We start from the raw sequence: 22,742 nt of genomic DNA on the forward strand, positions 1-22,742 counted from the left end.
CGATTTCCAATAGTTGCTTTTTGATTTTGCCCTCCAAAATATGGTTGCAGACAAAACGGCGGAAGATGAAAATATAAAGGAATCGAGGAAAACGCGGACAGGAGGAATCGACGGCCCAGAGACACACCCACCCGACCGCCGCAGAAGGAAAAAATTTTTTAAAAGGAGAACATATCAAATAATGCCCCAAAAAGGGTATCGCACAATTCACAAAACAGATTAGATACACTTTTTCAAAGAGGAAATAAGATGTACTTAAAAAGATTGAGAATCTGGAACTTTAGATCTATTGGGTCCAATAACAATGAACCGGGGCTGGACATTGAATTCGACGAAAGAATAAATCTCCTTATAGGAGCCAATGATTCAGGGAAAACCGCAATTATCGATGCTATCAGATACTGCCTAGGAACGCAAACCTATGACCCTATTCGAATAGATGTTGAAGATTTTTACCAAAAACCAGTGGATCAAAAAAGTGAAAAAGAAAAGAGTGAGAAAGAAAAAGAACGAGCAAATGAGTTCAAAATTGAATGTACCTTTTCAGGATTTACGCCGAAAGAAGCCGGGCAATTTTTAGAATGGATTAGTATTGATAAATCTAACGGAGCTTTCAACGCAGAATTAAAAGTCTGGTTTACCGCTGTCAATAAAAATAATCGGATCACCACTTATCTTAGAGCCGGGGCCGATGAAGAAGGGCTTTCGATTGAAGGGGAGCCGAGAGATTTGTTGAGAGTAACATACCTCAAGCCCCTCAGAGATGCAGAAAATGAGTTTATACCCGGGTATCGCTCCAGACTTTACCAAATATTGAGGAGCCATCCCGTCTTCGAGAAAGAGAATGTGAATCAGAAACATCCTCTGGAAAAGTATTTTAAACAAGCAGAAGATTTTGTAATTTCTTTCTTTGAAAAAGAGCAGTTAGATTCAAATCCGAAGCTTGAAATCACCGGTGAGGAAAAGGGAGGAAAATGCATCAAAGAGGTTTTCGAAACACAAACAAAAATATTTCTGGAAAGTTATGATAATCGAGAACCAAAAATAAAAATAGCCCCCGTCGAACTGAACGCAATCTTACGCAAGCTCGAACTAATCCTTGAAGAAAATAAAGCCGGATTGGGTACGTTAAATCTGCTCTATATGGCTGCCGAACTAATCCACCTAAAACGGGAAGAACATCTGGGATTAAGACTGGCCCTGATAGAAGAACTGGAGGCACATCTTCATCCGCAGGCACAGCTGCGGGTTCTGAAATCCCTGCTTGCCGAGAGGAGCAGCCGCGTACAGTATATATTTACAACCCACAGTACAATCTTGGGCTCGAGCATACCATTAAAACATCTTTATTTGTGTTTGAAAGACAATGCTAACGACCATATTCAAGTCCGTGTTTTCCCATTAAATAGCCAATCTACTCAACTAAGTGAAACCGACTATCACTTTTTAGAGCGTTTTCTGGATGCCACAAAAGCCAACCTATTTTTCGCAAAAGGGATTCTTATTATAGAAGGAGACGCGGAGAACATTCTGCTTCCCGCCCTAGCGGAAATTATAGGCAGGCCCCTCCATAAATACGGAGTTTCCATAGTGAATGTGGGCAGCAAGGCCCTCCTTCGGTATGTCAGGATTTTCCAACAGAAAAACGGCCAATGCATCTCAATCCGTACAGCCGTGATTACTGATTCCGATATACCGGTCAAAGAAAATGGGATGCCTGAAAACGGATATAATGTTAATAAGCATCGACAGAATATAGCACAGAAATATGATTCGGGGGACGGTCGCATTCAGGCCTTTGTATCACCTCTTAAGACCATGGAGTTTGATATCGCAATGGGAAATCTTTATCAATATATGTACAAAGCCATTCAAATCGCTAAGAAAATAAAATCAACTGACGATTGGATCGCCGATAAAGAACTGCGGAATATTTTAAATCAGTCCATTGAAGAAAAGAATCCTAACAAAAGAGCGAAAATCATCTATGAACCGCTAGAAAAGAATCAGGCCTCAAAGCCCGTCGCGGCACAGTGGTTTGCCAAACTATTAATGGATGACAAAGACAGGGTTTCCTCTCTCATTCGAGAAGATTATGAAAATAACACAGGAATTAGATATTTGATTGAAGCAATTGAGCATGTAACGGAAAAAATTAAGTGGGACACCTATGGAAATAACAGATGATGATATAACCAAGGCAGAAAAGATATTTCTGAAAAGCGGACAGTCTTTCGATGAAGAACGCAGAGCTTTTATTAAGTGCTTAGATAAGTCCGTGCACGTGCAGGCGTGTCCGGGCAGTGGCAAGACAACCGCTCTGCTTGCCAAACTGTATATTCTGTCCGAAAAAATGCCTTTTAAAAACAATCAGGGCATCTGCGTTTTAACCCATACCAATGTGGCCATCGACATCATCAAGAAAAATCTGGGTGAAAGGGCGGATCTGCTATTCCGACATCCCAATTTCTTCGGCACTATCCAATCCTTCATTGATAAATATCTGGCTATCCCTGCTTTTATAAAATGCTATGGTCACAGACCTCGTTATATTGACGACGACTTCTTTTATGAAAGAATGCTGAAAGATCGCGCCGCTTTTGAGAAGAACGATTGGTTGAAGCATAATAAAAACAGATGGAACAATGTGGTGGATTTTGTTTTTTACGGCATCCATACAGTCTTTCAAGATTTCTCTAATAATGGATTCGATTTAAAAATAAAAATAGGCCAACATACGTCCACATATATGAGTATAAAAGAGGTTTTCCAAAAAATATTCGCAAGCGGTTATATAAGATTCAATGACGCTTTTTCTTTGGCAGGTATATATCTCAAAAAATATCCGGAAATTCGCCAACTGTTTTCCAGCCGGTTTCGGTATGTATTTGTTGATGAAGCACAAGACACCTCCACCATACAGAAAGAGATTATAGAAAAATGCTTCAATGAAAATGAAAATGTGATTATTCAATGGCTTGGTGATGCAAACCAGGGAATCATGAACAGCAATGAAGAAGAATCCGCCTGGAACCCAGAGGAAAATTCAAGATACAGCGTTATGAATTTCACAAAATCACATCGAATATCGCAACCCGTTGCCAACCTAATAAAAAATGTGGCGGCAAGACCCTACGATTCCCTATCTGGGACATCGATAGGCATAAAACCGGTTCTAATTCTTTTCACTGATTCCTCAAAGGAGCAAGTGGAGCAAGTATTAGATAAATTCGCACAATTGGTCTATGAAAAGAAATGTATTTACGAAGGAGAGGAGAAAACCCTCTATGAAATCTCCCAACTTTCCGGCAATCCGATAAAAGCTGTCGGCTGGGTTGGAAAAGAAAAGAAAAACGGTTTGTCAATCAAATCTTACTTTCCGGGCTTCGATAAACAATTAACCAACAGGAGAAGACTATATTTTCCCAATCTGTACACTATGTGTGAACTGTCCAAGAATGTCAGCCCTAAGGAACTGAAGGAACGAATCCTGAACTGCATTCTGGAGGCATTGTATCTTTCTGATGTCCAATCAGACAAAAAGAAAAAATACACAAAAAATGAATTCTTAAAGTATGTTAAAGAGACTCGAAAAGAGTTATTAAACAGATTATTTAAATACATTGTTTCGTATTATAAATTTCATGACTTTGATAAGTTATCAAAACGCCTATGCATCTTGATCAAAAAAATGGGGTTTGATCTCAAGAAAAACGCCAGAGATTATCTTATAGGACACGAATCCAAAGACATCCCAGTTATTCCGAGCCGGCCGGACTATAATAATATTTTTAATATCTTTAAAAAGACTGTAAACGACTCTGAAATTAACATATACATCGACACGGTTCATGGGGTGAAAGGAGAGACACACACGGCTACTCTGTATCTGGAAACAATGTATTACGAAAACAGTATTGAACACTTCCGAGAGGAAATGAATGGACAAAGAAGCAACTCTCATAAAAAAGTAAAGATTCAGGCATTAAAAATAGCCCATGTTGCTTTTTCAAGACCGACTCATTTGCTGTGTATCGCAATTCCAAAACATAATTTCAAAAAACCTGAGTCTGATTTGTATGAGGTCATTTCTCTTTGAAACGAGGGTACAGTTCGCAGGCGTCGTAAAACCGACAGCTAAAAAATGTAAAGAAGGAATCCGGCGATGCCGCCCAGATATGTCAAAACAATTCAGCAGGAATTGTATTACGAGTACGCCAAACTGATTTGCCGCAGCGTGTACGGCTGTGTCGAGCCCCATCGCGGATTCGTCACCGACCGCTACAAAAAACTGCAGGACGGACTGATCACCATCTCCGGCACCATTCGGGAATGGCAGCGGGAACAGGAGCTTCCGCGGCAGTGCGTCTTCTGCGGCTCCGTCGAGCATCTGCAAACCGACCATCTCATTCCGCGCAGCCGCGGCGGGGCGGATTCGGCGGACAATCTCGTTTTAGCGTGTGCATCCTGCAACGCCTCGCGCGGCGAGCAGGGCGTTTTCGCCTGGCTGGGCCTGAAAGAAAAAGACCGCCTGCATCGGCTCGTCGCCGGCAAATACCTCAAGGAACTGTTCGAGCTGCACGAACGCTGCGGCACGCTGGATGTGGATACCGACATCCTCACCAGCCGCCTGTGCCCCGTCTGCAAAAACCCGCCGGTCTGCCGCCGCTGGAACAAAACCGGCCAGCTGACGTGCTTTTGTCTGGAAGCGGTCTTTTGATTCCCCTCCGCCGCGAAAACACGCTGCTCCCGCCCTACAAAATCAGCATCGCATCGCCGTAGGAATAGAAGCGGTAGCGTTCCTGAACAGCATGGCGGTAGGCGGCCTTGATTTTCTCCAGCCCGGCAAAGGCGGCAACAAGGGCCAGCAGGGTCGAACGCGGCAGGTGAAAGTTGGTAATCATCGCATCCACAATCTTGAACGAATACCCCGGCGTAATAAACAAATCGGTCCGGCCGGATGCCGCACGGACTTGTCTGTTTTCTGCAACGGTTTCAAGAGTCCGAACCGAAGTCGTACCGACGGCAATAATTCGTCCGCCTGTTTTGGCCGCCGTATTAATGATTTCGGCCGCCTGTGGGCTGATTTCATACCGCTCACTGTGCATCGTATGCGCTTCGAGGGTTTCGGTCTGAACCGGCCGGAATGTCCCGAGCCCCACGTGCAGCGTCAGATAGGCCGTTCGAATGCCCATTCCCTCCAGCCGGTCCAGCAGGGCCTTGTCAAAATGAAGCCCCGCCGTCGGTGCGGCCACCGCTCCCGGCCTGCGGGCAAAAACCGTCTGGTAGCGGGCCAAATCCTCTTCAGGATGTTCAGGCAGGGCGGGCCGCTTGATATAAGGCGGCAGGGGGGCTGTGCCGATGGTCTCCAGAACGGCCTCCGCACCGGCACGCAAGGCCGGACGAATAACCCATTGCCCTTCGGAAAGCTTTTCTAATACCTCAAAATCCTGCCACAGCCGCCCCCGGCGGTCCAGAAAGGTCAGCCGGGCCCCCGTCTTGATTTTCCGCGCATTCTTCAGCAGGACTTTCCAGCATCCATCCGCCGTCTCTTCGAGAAACAGCCCCTCCAGCAGCCCCCCGGTGGCCTTGCGGCAGAAAAAACGGGCGGGCAGCACCTTCGTATCATTGAGCACCAGGCAGTCGCCTGGCCGAAGATACTCAGTCAGGTCCGCAAAAAGACGGTCTTCGAGCCGCCCGTCAATGCGATGAAGCACCAGCAGCCGTGAGTGCGGCCGCCGCTCGGACGGTTTTTGGGCAATCAGTTCTTCCGGCAGCTCATAATCAAACAGGTCCGTTCTCATCGGCCAAGAAGGTATCATCTGCGCCGTCGATAGACAACGGTTTTTTCATCCGAAACGACTGTAGCGTTTGTGACGGGCAGGCCCGATGAAAAAACATCGTTTCTTCGGCCGGCGAGATTATCTGCTCCCTTCGAAAAAACGATATACCATACGGAACAAATCTCGGAGCGACAGAGATGAATGTTCAGACTACCTATGAAAGCATAAACGCTCAGGTTGCTTCTCTGAACCGACAGGAACTGAAAGATCGGCTGCTGAACTTCAAAGGCCGGCTGAAACTGGATTTTACAGAGACCTACCTCGACGGCCTTTCGGATGACAAACTTCGCCATATCCTGATGGCGGTTTACCTGACGGAATACGGGATTTCTTAACAGCCGAACAGAAGTCGGACCGACACGGGGGCGCATAAAAAAAGGCAGATACTTTGCGTATCTGCCTCGGGCAAGACGTAGGTTTCAATAAATAGAACTATTGTTATTTACTCAAATCCGTCCTGACCCGCTGAATAGGGTATTAAAGAAAAAGAGCATTAATTCTATAAGTAATATATCGGCCTCCGGCGAAATTTGCAAGAAAAATTCCACCTTTTTCACAAGAAGTTCCAAAAACTTTCCTTGCCGATTCAGGACATAATAAATCTTCTTGTTCGGACAATTTTTCTTTTTTTCTTGAAAACTCCTTCGGGTTAGATATATTGGACAACAATGGTCGCATTTCAATCCGTTTCAGAAAGGAGTTGTTCTATGAAAAAGTATTTGGTTGTCGTAGCCGCCCTTATTCTGGCTGCGTGGGGCTGCTCAAAAAAAGAATCTCCCTCTGCACCGAAGCCGACCGGTTCAGCGGCCCAGCCGGCGAGCTCATCTGCCGGCACAGTTGCAGGCATTGACCTTTCCTCCTCTATCGAGCAATTGAAAGAATCCGCCGCCAAAATGGATTTAGCTTCCCTCGAAAAAACCGCACAAAAATATGTGGACGAAATCACCGCCAAACAGGCCCAGCTGGAAAAACTGATGGAAAAATTCGCCGCAATTCCGCTGGCTCAAAAGGCAGGCAGTGAAGCCCAGGCCATTCAGAAAGATATTCTCGACCTGACCAATGCCGTAAGCGACTTAACGTCCCGGCTGAATGTCTATGTGCAGTACATTGCCGAAAAGGGCGGCGATGTATCCAAATTCAAAGTGGGCGAAAAATAACAAAAGGACACCACTGTTTAAAAAAAGAAAACATCAGGAAATCGGAATTTCCTGATGTTTTCCGGAGGGGAGAAAACTCTTGCTTTTGCTGTTTCGGCTAAGCGTTTTCAAAAGCTTTAATAAAAAAGAAAAACGCTTAGGGAGAAATCGTTTGCTGTCTTCAAAAAATCTCGCTCCACAGCAAAATCAATCGATTTTCACAAGAAAATAGGGATTTTATAGGACGATGTCAAGAAAATTTCCCAATAAAAAAGGTTTTTTTACTGGATTTTCAGCCATTTTTTCCGGAAGGCATCCCTAAGCTGCTCGGTAAATTGCACCCCGATTCGCTGAGCGGATTCCTTAAAAAGGCCTTTTTTCATATTAACAGAAGGGGTTTTTGTGCCGAGGAACAGTCCTGCGGCCAGTCCGAAAAGCCGCTGCCTGATCGATTGCCTGGAATTCATCGGACTACCGCCTTTTTAGCCGCCTCCAAAAGCATTTGTCCGCGGAAAGCAACAGATTGACTGTTAAAGAGTTGTTTCCGCTCCAGAACGGTCGGATTCTGTCGGTAATACAGCTCAACCTGGCTGATGCCGCCTGCCGCAGGACCGTCAGTCCTGTACTCACAGTCCAAGAGCCAGCGGCCGAACTCCTCTTCGTACTCCGCCGGGTAAATCAGGGCTGTAAGATATTGCCCGGATGGAAGTTGTGCCAAGTACAGTTTGGCTCGGGCAGGGGGCTCAATGTGTTTGGGACACTCCGCCAGCCGGTCGTAATCCCCGCGGGCGGTCTTCTCGTCTGCGGCGTAAAAAAACATCCCCGACTCCAGCTGAAAAGTTTCCCGGCGTACTCCGTGAATCTCCAGCGTGCCGTCCGGGTAGGCCCTGTGAATTTTGTAAATCGTAATATGGGCGTACTGTTCGCTCTCGAGCAGTTCGGCAACCTCTTCCGCCAGAAAGCCCACCCCGCTGTGGTCCCCGAAATCCACAATATATAAACCGCTGTACCGCTGCGGGTTATCCATTTTCGGCAGCTTCATTTTTCTCTCCGCGAAAAGTTTGGGGGCTATTATACCAACGGAGCCGGCGGATGGAAAGCGAAGGATGATAAAAACAGGCAAATCAGTTGTCTGCAAAGCGGCTTTTCGGACGGCTGAGGACAATGGCGGTTTTTCGCCAGGACGCCTCAAAAACCCGCCGAGGCAATGAGCACAGACCATTGCTCGGGTCGGCAACAATCACTGTTTCCGGCGTGATCTCCAGGATTGCAACGCAGTGGTCCAGCCAGAACGTCTGACGGAGAACAGCCAGAATCACCTGTCCTTCCGGCAGGTCCTCCAGCGAGTCTGCGCGGGCATAGCGGCACTCCAACTGTTCAGGGGGAAAGAGTTTTTGCAGCCCCCGGCACAGGTCCCACATCCCGGTTCCCACAGCAGGAATCGTGCCGGATACCACGGCGATTTGGGCTTCCGAGGCCTCCAACCCCATCTTTTTCAGGGCCGTCACGGCGGCGGCAGGTCCGCACGTGAATGATGTGGACTGTCGGCACACCCCGTCTTCATCGATGCAGCCGGGCAGGTTCCAAAGATGACGGCTGTAGAGTGCCGGCACAACAAACGGCAGGCCGAGAAAAATCGCCAGAAACACAGTCAGCACAGAGGCGGTAAAGATTTTTTTCCATCGCCGATTCAGGTAGGGTATCGGACCGAGAAGCCCGAAGCAGACCGCAAAACCAATCAGAAGAAACTTATTTCGCGAGCCGGCAACCCAGTCAAACCCGCTGTAAGTGCTGTTCAAATGAACCAGGTGCGCCGTCACGACAAAAGCAAGCCATCCGATCGATGCCAATCCTCCCCAGACAGCCCGACGATAGGTGCGGGCGAAATAAAAACGGCCCAAACACAAGGCGGCGGCCGCAGCGGCGGCTGCAACAAGGGCCTGCATCCATAGAATCATTTTGACGGGACCTTATAAGAGTTTTCTCTCTATGCCATTATAACTGCACAAAACAAACAGGGAAAGACCGCGGTGCAAGGGCAAGGCGGCAGCCGATCCCCTCAACAGAAAAGAGCAGTTTCTAATCTGATAACTCGGCTTTTATGGGACTTATATTAGAAAAACAAATCAATGTAAGCAAAATTTTTAATGGAGAAGGAAGGATTCTCCCCAGAGATTCAGAATCCCGGCAAAGACCGAGATAAAAGCGGCCAATCGCAGAATAGATGGGGCCAACCGCCGAATGTAAAACAAAACCATCAGACCTGCCAGAAACTTGAAGAGAAACGCAAACAAAAGCGGGCCGACTACCGGGCCGTAAATCAGCGCGCCCCAGCGAACCAGGGGATGCAGTTCCATCTCAATGCCTCCGCGGTGCATAAAATGGATCGTGCTGAGGGCATCGAAAAAAATCGCCAGCCCGTAAAACATCAGCAGACTGCGGTAACGAACAAGCAGTTCCGCCGGAGAAGAGACTGGTTCTGATTCCGTCTTCATAGATATATCCCCTCTTTTATCTGATTTATGAAAACACCAGCTTTTTCATTTTTACGATGCAGACATCTTATTAGACGGTTAAAAGACCGTGAGCATTTCAGAAAAAATAAGGAATGCAGAAAGACAGAAACAGACCGGGGAAATCCGGTTATCAACCGGCAGGGCGGCCCTCAGAGCTTACGAGGACGGCGGGAGTCCTTCAGCCGGCTCAGGTCCTCCCGCGGGGCGGGTTTGCGGAAGACAAACAGGTGCTCGTGCATAATCAGATAAAACCGATTCCTTCGCGCCGCGGCAATCCACCGTCCCGTGCACGTGCAGTTGTGCTGGACCTTGATGATGTCCTCCTTGAGAACAAAACCGACCTCCAGAAACTGCTCCATCACACGGAAGGCCAGCGGGACAAAATGGCGGCCCCGGCGGGTGTCGCCGATGAGAATCGCACAGAAGCGGCCGCCCTTGAGCACGCGGTACAGTTCGGCGGCGGCCTCCCGCATCGCCCGGCAGAACTTCTCCACACTGGAGATGTTGGACAGGTCGCCGGCAATCCGGCCGTTGGAATAGCGAATCAGATTCAGATAGGGCGGATGCGTCAGAATCAGGTCCACGGACGCATCGGCTAGAAACGACAGGTCCCGCACATCTGCGCAGACGATTTGTCCGCCTGCATCGGGACCGTCCAGCGGAAATCGGACGGCCTGTTCGCACAGAGCCACGGATGCGGGATTGATGTCGCAGCCGATATAGCGGCGGCCCAGCAGACGGCACTCAATCAGCGTAGTGCCCCCGCCCGCCATCGGGTCCAGAACCGTCTGGCCCGGCTGCGAATACATCTGGATGATATTGCGGGCCACCTGCGGGGCAAAATTGCCCCGATACCCGTTCGTGTGCGTCGCCCACGAACCCCGCACCGGAAACGACCATACCGTCGTCCCCTCCGGCACGAATTTGTCTTTTGAAGAGTTCATCGCGAAATGATTGAAAATTTCCCTGAACGAATTAATTCAATACTGTTATAATCAATAGGATCCCGAAAATGGAATTGCCAAAGAGAATAAAACTCGCCCTCTTTCTGGAAAAAAAGAGTAAAAACTGGTTTTCGGGTGCAACTCTGCCACTGTCGAAATGGGAAAAACAATTGTCGGATAATTATGTTGTTGGCGCCTGAGCTTTTTGCCTCAACAAGGACCACTTTATCTCTGCCTTCATAGCCGGCATCAACTTCTGTTTGCACACTATCCACTTGAATAGTGTGCCGATTCACAACAAAAGAGAAAGGAGGCGTATATTTTCTGCCGCGGATGGTAAGCACCAGACTGTTGTCATTCATAAAAGTACGTATTAAACTGGAAGCATAGGCATAATCTACATGCTGCATTTCGGAGTTGCCGACTTTTGAAGTCTCTAAAGCAAAATCCAACTGTGAAGTGTAAAGATTTTGTATTTCGTCAACAGGAGGAATATCAACATAACCTTCTCCCTTAATGATAGCATATTTACCATTTTCAACAGGAAGCAAAAATAATCCCTTACGACAAAAACATTCTGGGCGATCTTCTCTTGAGTCTTGTTTACATAGAAGACGGACCTCCTTTTGGCTAGTGTTTTCAAAACCCCGACAAGAATGTTTAATCTGCTCAGCGGTTATATAAAACGGAGATACGTCAAAATCATGCGTTTCTATCCCATAATCCTCAAAAATTTTTTGCCAAGGAGCATCTTTTGAATTAGGCATTTTTATCCCTTTTGATAGTTGGTAACAATAATTTCATTAATCTGTCCTCTTTTATCGCCCTTGCAGTTTATTGCCCGGGCCGCTTTCACTCGTTCGATGGAAAAATCAGAGTAATGGTCTTCAAAAAAGTGATCGTGCGGATTTTCGTTTTTCGGGTCGGAATTGCTCAGAAGAAATTTCGCCCCTTTTTGGTGAATCTGTCTGCAGAAAAAAGCCAGCCGAATCTGATCCTCTTCGGAAAAATCATCTTTTGCATAGGAGGTGAACGCGGCTGTCCTGCTGATGGGGCGATAAGGGGGGTCGAGATAATAGAAAACGCCTTTATCTGTGAATCGGCGGCATTCTTCAAAATCGCCGCACAGCAGAACGGCTTTCTGCAGAAGAGCGGAGGCCGCTTTAAGGTTGTCCTCCTGACAAATCGCAGGGTTTTTATATCGGCCGAACGGCACATTAAAGAACCCTTTGCGGTTGACACGGTACAGACCGTTAAAGCAGGTCCGATTCAGGAAAATAAGCTGAGCCGCTGTTCTCTCTGAAAATCCGGCGGTTTTTTCTTTATTGAATTCTTTGCGGACTTGAAGATAAAAATCTTTTCGTTTTTCTTCTGATAAACTTGTGTATTTTTTCTGATATTCTTTCAGGATTTTGATTAGGTCGTTTACACGGCTTTGAACCATTTTATAGCATTGAATCAAATCCTCATTCACATCATTCAAAATAAAATGCTCGATACCCTCATACCGCTGGGCGATGTAAAAAAAGACAGCCCCGCCCCCGACAAACGGTTCTACATAAGTTTTCACCTTCCCATATTTCATTTCCGCAGGCAGCCACGTCCCAATCTCATCGAGCAGCTGGCCTTTTCCGCCTGCCCATTTCAGGAAAGGTTTCGCCTCTTTTGTCGCAAACAGAGCCCCCTTCATAATAAATCCTTGACATCCACTCCCAATGCTTTGGCGATGCGTTCAATGCTCAACAATGTCAGGTTTTTTTCGCCCCTCTCGACTTGACCAATATAGGTCCGATGCAGCTCTGCAAGATCTGCCAGTTTTTCCTGGCTAATACCCTTTTGCATCCGGTATCTGCGAATTGTTTTTCCGACACGTTTACAGATATTTTCCATCTACACATCTCCTACTTGTCAGAGTGATCATAGAGGTAGGCAGACTAAAGTTCGACAGACTATAAATAGCATTTAAAAAACGTAGGAAAGTGCTCCGGAGCAAGAAGTTCGTTTGCTCTTTTCAGCACGGGTTCTGTCACCCCCGCGGCTTGTGCTCCAAAGCTTCAGTCGCCAGTTGCCAGTCATCAGTGAGCAGTTATCCTGTGAATTCGTTTGTTTTTTTCGAATCTGTGAAATCTGTGTAATCTGTGGTTAATTGTTTCAGATTTCGAGATTCGGATTTTCCCGTCTGCGCGGGAATGACAGGGATCTGCGGCGGGGATGACAACGAAGGCGGGAATGACAGGAACGGCGCTGTATTTTCGCTTTTCTCCTTCGCTGAAAGCTTTGAAGGCCAGGGCGGGGGCTTTCCTCCTTTGCTCTTTTTTCGAATCTGTGAAATCTGCGCAATCTGTGGTTAAAACCTCAAGCGGGCTATTCAAACTGAATGTCTTCCAGAACAAACTGAAGACTGGTTGAGCCGTTGTAGGTATTGTACTGGGGCTGGAAGGCAATGTGAAAGACGTCGGTCTCGAGCAGCTTTTTTTCGAGCGGGCCCATCCCGAATCCGATGCACCGCACGGCCCCGGTCTTGTCCTGAATCGACAGCTGCAGGTGGTCGTTCTTGGCCCCGCATCGCCGCGGCGGCGCAATCAGCCGCACCCCGCGCGCGGCAAACACCGGCCGCGGATTGCCCTGCCCAAACGGCTCCAGCGACGCCAGCTCCCGCATAAACTGCCCGGAAATCTCCCGCACGGACGCCTCCGCATCAATCGTCAGGGCCGCCGCGGGTGGCGCATCCGCACACTGACGGCGGGCATATTCCTCGACAGCCTGGGCAAACGCCGCCACCTTGTCGGCCTGAATGCGAAGGCCCGCCGCCATCTCATGCCCCCCAAATCGAATCAGATGCTCGCCGCAGGCACACAGGGCCTCATACAGATTAAATCCCTCTATCGACCGTCCGGAACCCTGACCGGTACCGTTCTCCAGATTAATCAGGATGGCGGGCTTGCCGAACTCCTCAATCACCCGCGAGGCCACAATCCCGATCACGCCCGGGTGCCAGTTTTCCCCGGCCAGAACAATCGTCCGGCGGTCCGGATGGTTCAGCCCCGCATCCAGAATCCGCTGACGGACCTGCTTGAAAATGTCGCGCTGGCATTTCTGGCGAAGCTTGTTCTGCTCCTTGAGATACTGAGCAATCTGCATCGCCCGGTACTCATTGTCGGTCGTCAGCAGTTCCACGGCCAGCCGGGCATGGCCCATCCGTCCGGCGGCGTTGAGCATCGGGGCCAGCGTAAAGGCAATGTCATAACTGTCCAGCCCGCGTCCGGCCAGGTCGGCCGCCTCGATGAGGGCGCGGATGCCGCACAGATTTGATTCCTCCAGGGCCTTCAGACCAAACCCCGCAATCACTCGGTTTTCGCCGCGCAGCTCCACCACGTCAGCAATGGTGCCCAGCCCCGCCAGCGTCGTGGCGTTCAGCAGATACTGGCGCAGTTCCGGCGGCATCTGCCCGCCGCGCCGGTACGATTCGGCCAGCGCCCAGGCCACCTTAAAAGCAACCATCGCTCCGGCGGCATTTGGATTCGGATAATCTGTATCCAGAAGCGGATGAACTATCGCCTGCGCCTCCGGCAGCACAGGGCCTGGCCGGTGGTGGTCCGTAAGAATCACATCCATCCCGAGCTGACGGGCCAGCGCAACCTCCTGACAGGCACTGATGCCGCAGTCCACCGTAATCAAAAGCTTCATCCCCGCCTCGGCCAGCTGCCGAACGGCCTCGGCATTCAGCCCATATCCTTCATCGACGCGATGGGGAATGTAGTAATCCGCCCGGACATTCAGCAGCCGGAACAAATGCCAGAGAATTGCCACGCTGCTGATGCCGTCCACATCATAATCCCCATACAGAACAATCGGCTCCTGACGTTCGATAGCCCGGCGGATTCGCTCGACAGCCTCCGTCATTCCCGGAAGACGCGCCGGCTCAATCAGGTCCGTCAGCTTCGGCGACAGAAACAACTGGGCCGTTTTCGCATCGGAAATCTGCCGATTCAGAAGCACCTGAGCAAAAAGGGGGGTAATTTTCAGCTGTTCAGCAAGGGCCTTCGATTGGGCACAGCGAGGGCGAATCTCCCAGATTTTCCGCTGCATCCTTGCCTGAGCCATCGAATCAATCCCTCGCTGAATGACAATTTACGGTACTTAGGCAAACTATACAATCATAGAAGAGGATTGTCAATCAAAGCGGGGCAAAGAATCAGGGGTGCTCGAAGATTTCATCGAGGAGCGTCTCGGGCTGGGGGGCCGTGCCCTGCGGCCAGTCCTTCACAAACCCGCCGTCCACAAGGGCCACTACATAGGGACTCATAATTGCCCATTTTTGTTTGTCGCTCAGCCGGCCTTTCAGGCAGAGGGTATCTTCCGGCACCGGGCCGGATTCGCCATAAGGAGGAATCGCCACAAAGGCAATGGTCATCAGCGTCTCACCCTGCTGGGCCATCTTCTTTGCATACTCATCGTACAGCGGAACCATTTGGGCACAAGTGGGGCAGTCGTGATGATACATCAGAATAACCGCCACGCCGTTTTTCAGCTGGTCGGCAATGTCAATATACTGAAGCCACGGCCACGGAGTTGCGGCGGGCTGCTCCTTATCGGTTTTGACCGGCTCAGCAGGAGCAGACTGAGTTTGCGACGGAGGTGTCGGCTCCTCCGAGGGTTCCTGAATCGGGACCGGTTTTACCGGTTTGGAAACAGGGGTCCACTGCTCGGGCTTCTTGAATTCCGGATGAAGTGCAACCAGAACCGGCGCGGCTATCGCCATAAACCCGATTGCCGGAACAGCCGTCGCCAGGGCGTGCAGGGGATGAGGCCACGGCGGCGGCAGCAGTTTTTCCCCTTTCGGACGGAAAATCAGCAGCAGAACAAAAAACGGAATATCAATCAAAGTCAAGGTGTACCAGGGGTTTACGTGAATTCGACCGAAGCAGCCGCACGATTCCGCCCCTGTCAGGGCCTTCGTGAGCGTTACAAAAATAAAGGCAAAATACACACACGTCGCCGCCAGCCAGGAGGCCTTGCGGAAAACTCCGGAAACAATCCACACCCCCAGCGCAAACTCCAGCGGGATTTGAAACAGGAAAAACTCATACGATTCCCAGATGCCGTGTTCCCGCCAGGAAGGAATGTAAACCGTCAGAACCTCGTGGAATTTTAAAAGCGCCGCTGCGGCCAGCAGCAGGCCTGCCAGGGTCATTACGATTCGATTGCCGAGCTTCATTCGAGCAATTATGCCGCTTTTATAGGGCCATTGTCTATAAAAAAGATGCCGATTGCATCCTTTTCTACGGCCGATGGCGGGGGCCGGTTCAGAAGATTCTCCTGTCTTCTTCGTTGACCCGACCTGGCCGCAGGGTATAATCCCGTATTTCGTTTTCAAAGACTATTTGGGGATAAAAGAATGAAAATTCTGGTGATTAACGCCGGCAGCTCCTCGATTAAGTTTCAGCTGTTTGAGATGCCGGCCGGAACGATTGCGGCCAAGGGAATGGTTGAGCGGATTGGACAGGCGGAGGCACAGCTTCACTATTCGGCAAACACCCACCAAATTTGTCGGTCTGTTCAGGCCGCCGACCATCAGCAGGCGATGAAAGTCATCCTCGCAATATTGGCCGATGCACAGGCAGGTGCGGTAAAAGACGCCGCAGAGATTCAGGCGGTCGGGCACCGCGTTGTACACGGGGGCGAAGAGTTCACCGGTTCGGTAAAAATTAATGACGCCGTGCTCAAATCCATCGAGCGATTTGCGGATTTGGCGCCGCTGCACAACCCGCCGAACCTGACGGGCATACGAGCCGCCCAGAAGGCCCTGCCGAACGCCGTTCAGGTTGCCTGTTTTGACACGGCGTTTCATGCCACCATCCCGCAGACGGCCTATCTGTACGGCCTGCCGTATGAGATTTACGAGAAGTACCGTGTGCGGCGGTACGGTTTTCACGGAACCAGCCATCGCTATGTCGCCCGCCGGGCGGCGGAGCTGATGGGACGCGACAAATACGCCCTGAACGCCATCACCTGTCATCTGGGCAACGGCTGCTCCATTACCGCCGTCAAAAACGGCCGGAGTGTCGATACCTCCATGGGCCTAACTCCGCTGGAAGGCGTCATCATGGGCACCCGCTGCGGAGACCTTGACCCGGCAATTGTCTTCTATCTGGCGGACAAGGGCTACACCGTCGCCCAGCTGAACGAGATGTTCAACAAAAAGAGCGGCCTGCTGGGAATTTCCGGCGTTTCCAATGATATGCGGAATCTGATAGAACAGGCCGCCAAAGGGCACCTGCGGGCCCAGCTGGCGATCGACATCTTCTGCTATCGAATCAAAAAATACATCGGAGCCTATACCGCCGTTCTGGGAACGCTGGATGCCGTGATTTTCACCGGCGGAATCGGAGAGAATAATGCCGCCATTCGCCGGCAGATTTTGTCCGATCTGCCGCAGCTGGGCATCGAGGTTGATGCAGCCCGCAACGAGGCCCGCGAACCGAAAGAACGGCTCATCAGCACGGACCGCTCGCGCGTAAAGGTCTATGTGATTGCCACCAATGAAGAAGCGGCGATTGCGGCGGACACCTACCGGCTCGTTCAGTCCTGAGCGCCCAGCGGAGCGGAGGGAACTTGGACCTGCCGCTGCTTTTGAGCCAGAACAAAACAGAACGAACCGCTGATGAGGATGCATCCGAAGAGCCACTGCAGGGCGGTCAGATGCTCTCCGAACAGAAAGGCCGAGACAACCAGCACACTAAACGGCCGAAGCAGCAGAAACATCGTGGGAATGCTGGCCCCGATCCGCCGGATAGCTGCATAATAAAGCACATGGCCGATGGCGATGCCCGCCAGCGCCGAAATAATCACGTGGCTCCAGCGCAGGGCATCCAGACGCAGGGCATCGGACGGACGGCCCATCACAAAGGCCAGCACGCCCAGCCCCAGCGCCGTGTAAATCGTGATGACCGAAAAGCTCAGCCGGCTGTCCACGTCGCCCAGCAGGGCCTTGACGGAGACGGTATAGCAGCCCCAGCCGACCGCCATCAGGGCCGCCAGCAGCGCCCCCAACAGCGTCGCCTTTGCGGAAAACTCCGGATGAAACATCACCACGCCGCACACCCCCGTTATGGACAGGGCCGTGCCGACCCAAAACGGAATGCTTCGCAGCAGCCGCCGTTCCGCCGGAAACAAAACCATCGAAAACAGCGCCACCCAGAAGACCAGCGTCATCGTCACCAGCGTCACAAAGCCCGGCGCGGCGTAGTAAAACGCGGCGGCATAGCAGCTCTGACCGGCCACGTTGAAGACAGACGGCACTATCGCCCGAACAAACACCGATTTCGGCAGGCCGTCCCGAGCGGATGTCCAAAACAGAAACGGAAGCCAGAATAAAAAGGATGTCCCGTAGCGCAAAAAGTTCTGCGTCCACGAGTCGAGTACGCCGGTCAGCGCCTTGATGTACAGCGGCGCAATCGTCCAGCAGACCATAAAGCCGACACAAAAGAATGCAACAGAGGGCAGACGCAGACGTGTGTTCATCGGAGTCAGTCAGCAAAATACGCGTCGGGTTCCAGACGGATACGTTTGTGCAGGCCCTTGACGGACTCAAACACATAATCCCGGTCGGCACGCAGACAAACCGTCGGGCCGTCGATGTCCAGCATCATGGTCCGCTGCGGATGACGCTTCCGAAGAATGTTGGCCAGATAAAAGGCCTTTTCGATGCCGTCACCGGTCTTGAAGTTGGCCACTTCGTCGGGCTGAGCCAGCCGCGGACCGTCATAAATCGACTCATTGGACATCCCACGCAGAAACTCATACACCTGCTCATCCGACCGAGCTGCCGCCTGTTCAATAGATACCGGCGAGCGCTCCAGAGCCGCCTTGATGTACGGCTCCCAGCGGCAGCGCGTCATATCCCGATAGGCATAAAACGCCAAATCGGCTGTCGGGCTCTTGGAGCGAATCGATTCCAGATAGTCAATAATCTGCTCCCGCGAAAAATCCGGCGATATCCGAATCGGCTCGGCGGGCTCATACTGTTTTTCCGGGGACGGCAGGCGCGGATCGATATGCAAAAACTGCCTTAATTCCTCTACCAGTTTTTCGGCCTCCGGCACAAACGGCGACAAAAACCGCGCCAGTTTGAACCGGTCGTCCGGATTCTTAATATCGATTTGTTCGGCCTCGATAAAACGGGCCAGCTGCTCGCAGCACAGGCGGCCTTCAATGGGATAGGGGCTGAAATCCTCCTCTTCGACCTCCTCGAGCAGTTTGTCAAAGGTCGCATCGAGAATCCGATACCGGCTGCCGTGCTCATAGCCGAACAGGACCTCAGATTTGACGAACATCCGCTCGCCCCGGCGGTGCCGGCAGAACTGGAAATACGGCTGATAGGGCTTCTGCGAGCGGAGAAAATTGGCGAAATTCAGCTGCGTAAGCGGGGCGTCCAGGTACTCCCGAAGCAGCCGCTGAAGACGCTGATACTGCTGCGGGTCAATCGTGGCCTTGTCATAAAAGCAGTGAATACAGCCGGTTGCGTGGCCGACGACGGTCACCTGCTCGTTGCGCAGCGCCCGCTGGGCCTTGTTGGAAATCTCCGTACCGTTAAACCACATCGCTTTGGTTACCAGCCGGCGGTTGTTCGTGATGACCCCGTCCTGAATATCGATAAAGTTCTGCGAATGCAGGGGGGTCAGAATCAGAAAGATATCCTCCAGCGGGATGCCGCAGACGATAAAGGCCGCCGCGGCATACAGGGCCGACAGGGATACGCACTCGCCGGCGCCGGTCTGGTAGCCCTCCTTGCGGCGGAAGGCGGCCATCGCCTCCACCGTCTCGGTCTTCCAGTAGGGGATCACGTCGCCGTCGTATTTGTCCAGGCCGAAATGCCGGCGGATATCCACATCAAAATAGTATTTGTCGCCGGTGTAGCCGAACAGGGCGTTGGAGCGGGCGATATCCTCCGGCGAAATGACATCCTTAAAACGGTTCAGCTCCACATCCTTGCTCGTCAGGCCCCAGGTGTTCAGGTCGAGGTTGAATTCAAACTCATCCATAATATACTGGCGCAGACGCATCAGCCGCCGCCAGGGATTTTTGTTCCCCAGTTTGACGAAACACTCTTCCTCCCGCCAGCGCCAAATCAGCGGGCTCATCAGATTCGCCAGCACCAGTGAAACCATCAGCTCCGGATACACAAAACACTCCATATCCGACAGCGTCAGGGCGGAACTGTATTTTTCAAGCTCTCGAGCGTTCATCTTCAACCCTATTCCCTGTAATTCCCTTATTGTATCCCCGCAGAAGCCCTACAGCAAGGACCCAAAGAGATTCTTTCTTGCCTTGACGGGATTTGCCGGTATAGTATGGACCCGTCGGCAGTCAGGATATTTTGATAAGGAGAATCCGATGAAATCGACCCTTTCCGTAATGATTCTGGCCGGGGCGGTCCTTCTGAGCAGTTCCTGCGGACGGCAAAGCGCCGGCATTCAGCGAGGCAAGCGTATGACAGAAGAGCAGGGGCGTATTGTACGGAATTTCAACAGCGGCTGGCGGTTCTGCAAAGGCGAACAGCCGGCCCAGGCAGCTCAAACGGATTTTGACGACAGCAAATGGGAGGCGGTTCGGCTGCCGCACGACTGGGCCATCCGAGGCCCGTTCAATCCCGAGGAGCACGGCTATGCCGGCAAGCTGCCGTGGAAGGGGGTCGGCTGGTACCGCAAGACCTTCGAGCTTCCCGCCCACTGGCAGGGCCGACGGGTCTATCTGGACTTTGACGGCGTGATGGCCTTCCCCAAGGTCTATGTCAACGGGCAGTTGGCGGGCGAATGGGACTACGGCTATATGTCCTTCCGCATCGATGCCACACCCTATGTGAAATTCGGGCAGAAAAATCTGGTAGCCGTCCGCGTGGACACCCGCAATCAGGGCACCCGCTGGTATCCCGGCGCCGGCATTTACCGCAAGGTGACGATGACCGTCTGCAATCCGGTGCACATCGGACACTGGGCCACGTTTATCACCACACCGCAAGTCGCCGATCATCAGGCGGCCGTGAATATCCAGACCGTGCTGGAAAATCATCTCGGAACCCCGCAGCCGGCAACGCTGCAAGTGGTGATACGGGACCCGAAGGGGAATACCGCCGCTCAGGGAATGCAGGAGATTGTCCTGCCGGCAGACAGTCAGCAGGAAATCTCTCAATCCCTCCAGGTACTCAATCCGGTCCGCTGGGATATCACCAGCCCGAACCTGTACACAGCTCAGGTGAGCATCCAGACTCGGGACAAACTGCTGGATGCAGAAACCATCTCCTTCGGCATCCGCACCTTTGAGTTTACCGCCGACGACGGGTTCCATCTGAACGGACGGCGCGTCCAGATACACGGTGTCAATCTCCATCACGACCACGGCCCGCTGGGAGCGGCGTTTTACCGCCGGGCGATGGAGCGGCAGCTGGAAATCATGCGGGACATCGGCGTCAACGCCGTTCGAACCAGCCACAACCCGCCCGCCCCGGAACTGCTGGAGCTGTGCGACCGGATGGGATTTATCGTCTGGGACGAGTGCTTTGACAAATGGGATGACAAGGCCGGACGGGTGGACGGTCAGCCGCCGCTGGAGGAATACGGACACAAGCAGATTCGCAATTTCGTCATGCGCGACCGCAATCATCCCTGCGTGGTCGTCTGGTCCATCGGCAACGAAATCGGAAATCTGCCGGGCACGCGCGAGGGCAAATCCGGCCCGCGCGTCAAAATGATGCGTGACTTTGTTTTGAAATACGACACAACCCGCCCGGTTGGGATAGCCGACTGCATTCCGGAAACCGCCAATGAGCCGATTCTGGATGCCCTCGACCTGGTCGGCTGGAACTACGACCGGCGGTACTCTATCTTCCGGGAGCGTTATCCGCACAAACCGATTGTGTACAGCGAGTCGGCCTCAGCCCTGAGCACACGCGGCTTTTATGAGCTGCCGCTGCCGACCACCAAAACAGACTATTCTTCAGCCCTGCAGGTGGATTCCTATGATTTGAACGCAGCGCCCTGGTCGGATATCCCGGACCGGGAGTTCGCCCTGATGGAGCGGGACAGTTTTGTGGCCGGCGAGATGGTCTGGACGGGCTTTGACTATCTGGGTGAACCGACCCCCTTCGATGAGGAGGCACGCAGCTCGTACTTCGGGATTGTGGACCTGTGCGGCATCCCGAAAGACCGCTATTACCTGTACCGAAGTTACTGGCGGCCCGAAGCAACAACCGTGCATATCCTGCCGCACTGGAACTGGCCCGACCGCATCGGCAAAAATGTGCCGGTGTTTGTTTATACCAACGGCGACAGTGCCGAACTGTTCCTGAACGGAAAATCTCTCGGCCGGCGTGTCAAAGGGCAGGTGCCGGAACGGCCCGTCAATCTGGCGGAAGGAAAACCGGTTTCCGCCAGCAGTGTGCAGACGGAACAGGGGCACCCGGCTGAACACGCCGTCGATGGAGACAGCCAAACCCGATGGTGTGCCTCCTCCGCCGCTAAAGAGGAGTGGCTGGCCGTGGATTTGGGAAGCGAGCAGCCGATTCACCGCGTTCTGATTGAGTTCGAACGCGAAGCAAAGAATTACGGCTGCCGAATCGAAATCTCCTCCGACGGAACCGATTGGAAAACCGCTGCGGAAAAAGCAACCAGCACTCGCCCGCATTACGGCGGCCCGCGGGAGCACTTCTTTGCGGTGGATGCGAAGGCGCGTCATCTTCGCGTAGTCTTTACGGACTTCCGAAACAACTGCTGGGCCTCTATCCGGCGGCTGGGCGTCTATTCAAAAGAAGTCGAGTCGGATTACTACCTGCCGACATACCGCTATCGCCTCCGCTGGAATGATATAGTCTATGAACCCGGCGAACTGAAGGCCGTGGCCTACAAAGACGGCAACGTCATCGGCGAGGCGGTCATGCGCACGGCCGGAGCCCCGGCCCGCCTGCGCCTGACACCGGACCGAACCATTCTGGCGGCAACCGGAGAGGATTTGTCCTATATCCTCGTCGAAGCGCTGGATGCAGATGGCAATCTGTGCCCGCTGGCGGACAACCTCGTGCGATTCTCCGTGCGGGGTCCGGCAGAGATAGCCGGCGTCGGAAACGGCAATCCGATGTCGTTTGAGCCTTTCCAGGCGGACTATCGCAAATTGTTTTACGGCAAAGCCATGCTGATTATCCGCACGCTTGAAGGCCGAACAGGAAACGTCCGGATTCAGGCCGCATCAGACGGGCTTCAGGAGGCCGTTGCAGAACTGAAGGTTCAGTAAAGCGTACGAAGCCGCTTT

At 52.0% G+C, this 22,742-nt stretch carries 20 protein-coding genes; 7 read left to right on the forward strand and 13 right to left on the reverse strand.

The genetic code is table 11. From position 1 onward, the window contains the following. The first annotated feature begins 249 nt into the window (after positions 1–249). The 3 genes from PKY88_11195 to PKY88_11205 all read left to right on the forward strand — a co-directional run bounded on the left by PKY88_11195 (position 250) and on the right by PKY88_11205 (position 4,720). Complete coding sequence (locus PKY88_11195; GenBank protein ID HOQ05767.1) at positions 250–2,187, forward strand: AAA family ATPase; 1,938 nt, start codon at positions 250–252, stop codon at positions 2,185–2,187. Next, a complete protein-coding gene (locus PKY88_11200) occupies positions 2,171–4,099 on the forward strand; it encodes a UvrD-helicase domain-containing protein (protein HOQ05768.1) in 1,929 nt (642 codons plus the stop codon). Before PKY88_11195 ends, PKY88_11200 begins: the two co-directional genes overlap by 17 nt. Before the next feature lie 66 nt (positions 4,100–4,165). Then, positions 4,166–4,720 (forward strand): HNH endonuclease, encoded by a 555-nt coding sequence (locus PKY88_11205; protein ID HOQ05769.1) that lies wholly within the window; start codon positions 4,166–4,168, stop codon positions 4,718–4,720. Between the two features lie 34 nt (positions 4,721–4,754). Here the strand turns inward: PKY88_11205 and queA are convergent, their stop codons facing one another. Next, on the reverse strand, positions 4,755–5,822 hold the full coding sequence (gene queA, locus PKY88_11210; GenBank protein ID HOQ05770.1) for a tRNA preQ1(34) S-adenosylmethionine ribosyltransferase-isomerase QueA: 1,068 nt from the start codon (positions 5,820–5,822) through the stop codon (positions 4,755–4,757). A gap of 158 nt (positions 5,823–5,980) precedes the next feature. Between queA and PKY88_11215 the strand changes: the two genes are divergently transcribed. Next, positions 5,981–6,178 carry a hypothetical protein gene (locus PKY88_11215; protein HOQ05771.1) on the forward strand — a complete coding sequence of 66 codons (198 nt, stop codon included), beginning with the start codon at positions 5,981–5,983 and terminating at the stop codon, positions 6,176–6,178. Positions 6,179–6,550: 372 nt separating this feature from the next. Beyond that, positions 6,551–7,000: a hypothetical protein gene (locus tag PKY88_11220; protein ID HOQ05772.1), complete on the forward strand. Its 450-nt coding sequence runs from the start codon at positions 6,551–6,553 to the stop codon at positions 6,998–7,000. A gap of 260 nt (positions 7,001–7,260) precedes the next feature. Here the strand turns inward: PKY88_11220 and PKY88_11225 are convergent, their stop codons facing one another. The 10 genes from PKY88_11225 to PKY88_11270 form a co-directional block, all read right to left on the reverse strand. Next, complete coding sequence (locus tag PKY88_11225) at positions 7,261–7,446, reverse strand: hypothetical protein (protein HOQ05773.1); 186 nt, start codon at positions 7,444–7,446, stop codon at positions 7,261–7,263. Further along, positions 7,443–8,021 (reverse strand): hypothetical protein, encoded by a 579-nt coding sequence (locus tag PKY88_11230; GenBank protein HOQ05774.1) that lies wholly within the window; start codon positions 8,019–8,021, stop codon positions 7,443–7,445. Before PKY88_11230 ends, PKY88_11225 begins: the two co-directional genes overlap by 4 nt. Positions 8,022–8,103: 82 nt before the next feature. Continuing rightward, entirely contained in the window at positions 8,104–8,937 is an 834-nt protein-coding gene (locus PKY88_11235) for a cysteine peptidase family C39 domain-containing protein (protein HOQ05775.1), read from the reverse strand. A 186-nt stretch (positions 8,938–9,123) separates the two neighbouring features. Further along, positions 9,124–9,474: a hypothetical protein gene (locus tag PKY88_11240; protein HOQ05776.1), complete on the reverse strand. Its 351-nt coding sequence runs from the start codon at positions 9,472–9,474 to the stop codon at positions 9,124–9,126. Positions 9,475–9,644: 170 nt separating this feature from the next. Beyond that, positions 9,645–10,439: a DNA methyltransferase gene (locus tag PKY88_11245; protein HOQ05777.1), complete on the reverse strand. Its 795-nt coding sequence runs from the start codon at positions 10,437–10,439 to the stop codon at positions 9,645–9,647. Further along, positions 10,436–11,206 (reverse strand): hypothetical protein, encoded by a 771-nt coding sequence (locus tag PKY88_11250; protein ID HOQ05778.1) that lies wholly within the window; start codon positions 11,204–11,206, stop codon positions 10,436–10,438. Before PKY88_11250 ends, PKY88_11245 begins: the two co-directional genes overlap by 4 nt. A gap of 2 nt (positions 11,207–11,208) precedes the next feature. Next, positions 11,209–12,129: a DNA adenine methylase gene (locus PKY88_11255; GenBank protein HOQ05779.1), complete on the reverse strand. Its 921-nt coding sequence runs from the start codon at positions 12,127–12,129 to the stop codon at positions 11,209–11,211. Further along, positions 12,126–12,329, reverse strand: coding sequence for a helix-turn-helix transcriptional regulator (locus PKY88_11260; protein ID HOQ05780.1), 204 nt, complete (start codon positions 12,327–12,329; stop codon positions 12,126–12,128). Before PKY88_11260 ends, PKY88_11255 begins: the two co-directional genes overlap by 4 nt. Positions 12,330–12,803: 474 nt before the next feature. Continuing rightward, positions 12,804–14,543, reverse strand: coding sequence for a single-stranded-DNA-specific exonuclease RecJ (gene recJ / locus PKY88_11265; protein ID HOQ05781.1), 1,740 nt, complete (start codon positions 14,541–14,543; stop codon positions 12,804–12,806). Positions 14,544–14,634: 91 nt separating this feature from the next. Then, positions 14,635–15,657 (reverse strand): hypothetical protein, encoded by a 1,023-nt coding sequence (locus PKY88_11270; protein ID HOQ05782.1) that lies wholly within the window; start codon positions 15,655–15,657, stop codon positions 14,635–14,637. A 180-nt stretch (positions 15,658–15,837) separates the two neighbouring features. Between PKY88_11270 and PKY88_11275 the strand changes: the two genes are divergently transcribed. Then, positions 15,838–17,031 (forward strand): acetate kinase, encoded by a 1,194-nt coding sequence (locus tag PKY88_11275; protein ID HOQ05783.1) that lies wholly within the window; start codon positions 15,838–15,840, stop codon positions 17,029–17,031. Here the strand turns inward: PKY88_11275 and PKY88_11280 are convergent. Next, positions 17,022–17,963: a DMT family transporter gene (locus PKY88_11280; GenBank protein ID HOQ05784.1), complete on the reverse strand. Its 942-nt coding sequence runs from the start codon at positions 17,961–17,963 to the stop codon at positions 17,022–17,024. The two genes, PKY88_11275 and PKY88_11280, sit on opposite strands and share 10 nt — an antisense overlap. A gap of 5 nt (positions 17,964–17,968) precedes the next feature. After that, positions 17,969–19,687, reverse strand: a complete 1,719-nt coding sequence (locus PKY88_11285; protein HOQ05785.1) for a hypothetical protein — start codon at positions 19,685–19,687, stop codon at positions 17,969–17,971. 148 nt (positions 19,688–19,835) lie between these two features. Between PKY88_11285 and PKY88_11290 the strand changes: the two genes are divergently transcribed. Beyond that, a complete protein-coding gene (locus tag PKY88_11290) occupies positions 19,836–22,724 on the forward strand; it encodes a glycoside hydrolase family 2 TIM barrel-domain containing protein (protein HOQ05786.1) in 2,889 nt (962 codons plus the stop codon). The last annotated feature ends 18 nt before the right edge of the window (positions 22,725–22,742 follow it).

Source organism: Anaerohalosphaeraceae bacterium, from assembly GCA_035378985.1.
Classification (GTDB): Bacteria; Planctomycetota; Phycisphaerae; order Sedimentisphaerales; family Anaerohalosphaeraceae; genus JAHDQI01.

Excerpts from the sequence above, each read along its gene's own strand:
- PKY88_11280 (HOQ05784.1), bottom strand. The coding sequence starts at position 17,963 with ATGAACACACGTCTGCGTCTGCCCTCTGTTGCATTCTTTTGTGTCGGC.
- PKY88_11240 (HOQ05776.1), bottom strand. The coding sequence starts at position 9,474 with ATGAAGACGGAATCAGAACCAGTCTCTTCTCCGGCGGAACTGCTTGTT.
- PKY88_11200 (HOQ05768.1), top strand. The coding sequence starts at position 2,171 with ATGGAAATAACAGATGATGATATAACCAAGGCAGAAAAGATATTTCTG.
- PKY88_11275 (HOQ05783.1), top strand. The coding sequence starts at position 15,838 with ATGAAAATTCTGGTGATTAACGCCGGCAGCTCCTCGATTAAGTTTCAG.
- PKY88_11195 (HOQ05767.1), top strand. The coding sequence starts at position 250 with ATGTACTTAAAAAGATTGAGAATCTGGAACTTTAGATCTATTGGGTCC.
- PKY88_11220 (HOQ05772.1), top strand. The coding sequence starts at position 6,551 with ATGAAAAAGTATTTGGTTGTCGTAGCCGCCCTTATTCTGGCTGCGTGG.
- queA (HOQ05770.1), bottom strand. The coding sequence starts at position 5,822 with ATGATACCTTCTTGGCCGATGAGAACGGACCTGTTTGATTATGAGCTG.
- recJ (HOQ05781.1), bottom strand. The coding sequence starts at position 14,543 with ATGGCTCAGGCAAGGATGCAGCGGAAAATCTGGGAGATTCGCCCTCGC.
- PKY88_11260 (HOQ05780.1), bottom strand. The coding sequence starts at position 12,329 with ATGGAAAATATCTGTAAACGTGTCGGAAAAACAATTCGCAGATACCGG.
- PKY88_11290 (HOQ05786.1), top strand. The coding sequence starts at position 19,836 with ATGAAATCGACCCTTTCCGTAATGATTCTGGCCGGGGCGGTCCTTCTG.
- PKY88_11205 (HOQ05769.1), top strand. The coding sequence starts at position 4,166 with ATGCCGCCCAGATATGTCAAAACAATTCAGCAGGAATTGTATTACGAG.
- PKY88_11215 (HOQ05771.1), top strand. The coding sequence starts at position 5,981 with ATGAATGTTCAGACTACCTATGAAAGCATAAACGCTCAGGTTGCTTCT.
- PKY88_11255 (HOQ05779.1), bottom strand. The coding sequence starts at position 12,129 with ATGAAGGGGGCTCTGTTTGCGACAAAAGAGGCGAAACCTTTCCTGAAA.
- PKY88_11245 (HOQ05777.1), bottom strand. The coding sequence starts at position 10,439 with ATGAACTCTTCAAAAGACAAATTCGTGCCGGAGGGGACGACGGTATGG.
- PKY88_11230 (HOQ05774.1), bottom strand. The coding sequence starts at position 8,021 with ATGAAGCTGCCGAAAATGGATAACCCGCAGCGGTACAGCGGTTTATAT.
- PKY88_11235 (HOQ05775.1), bottom strand. The coding sequence starts at position 8,937 with ATGATTCTATGGATGCAGGCCCTTGTTGCAGCCGCCGCTGCGGCCGCC.
- PKY88_11285 (HOQ05785.1), bottom strand. The coding sequence starts at position 19,687 with ATGAACGCTCGAGAGCTTGAAAAATACAGTTCCGCCCTGACGCTGTCG.
- PKY88_11225 (HOQ05773.1), bottom strand. The coding sequence starts at position 7,446 with ATGAATTCCAGGCAATCGATCAGGCAGCGGCTTTTCGGACTGGCCGCA.
- PKY88_11270 (HOQ05782.1), bottom strand. The coding sequence starts at position 15,657 with ATGAAGCTCGGCAATCGAATCGTAATGACCCTGGCAGGCCTGCTGCTG.
- PKY88_11250 (HOQ05778.1), bottom strand. The coding sequence starts at position 11,206 with ATGCCTAATTCAAAAGATGCTCCTTGGCAAAAAATTTTTGAGGATTAT.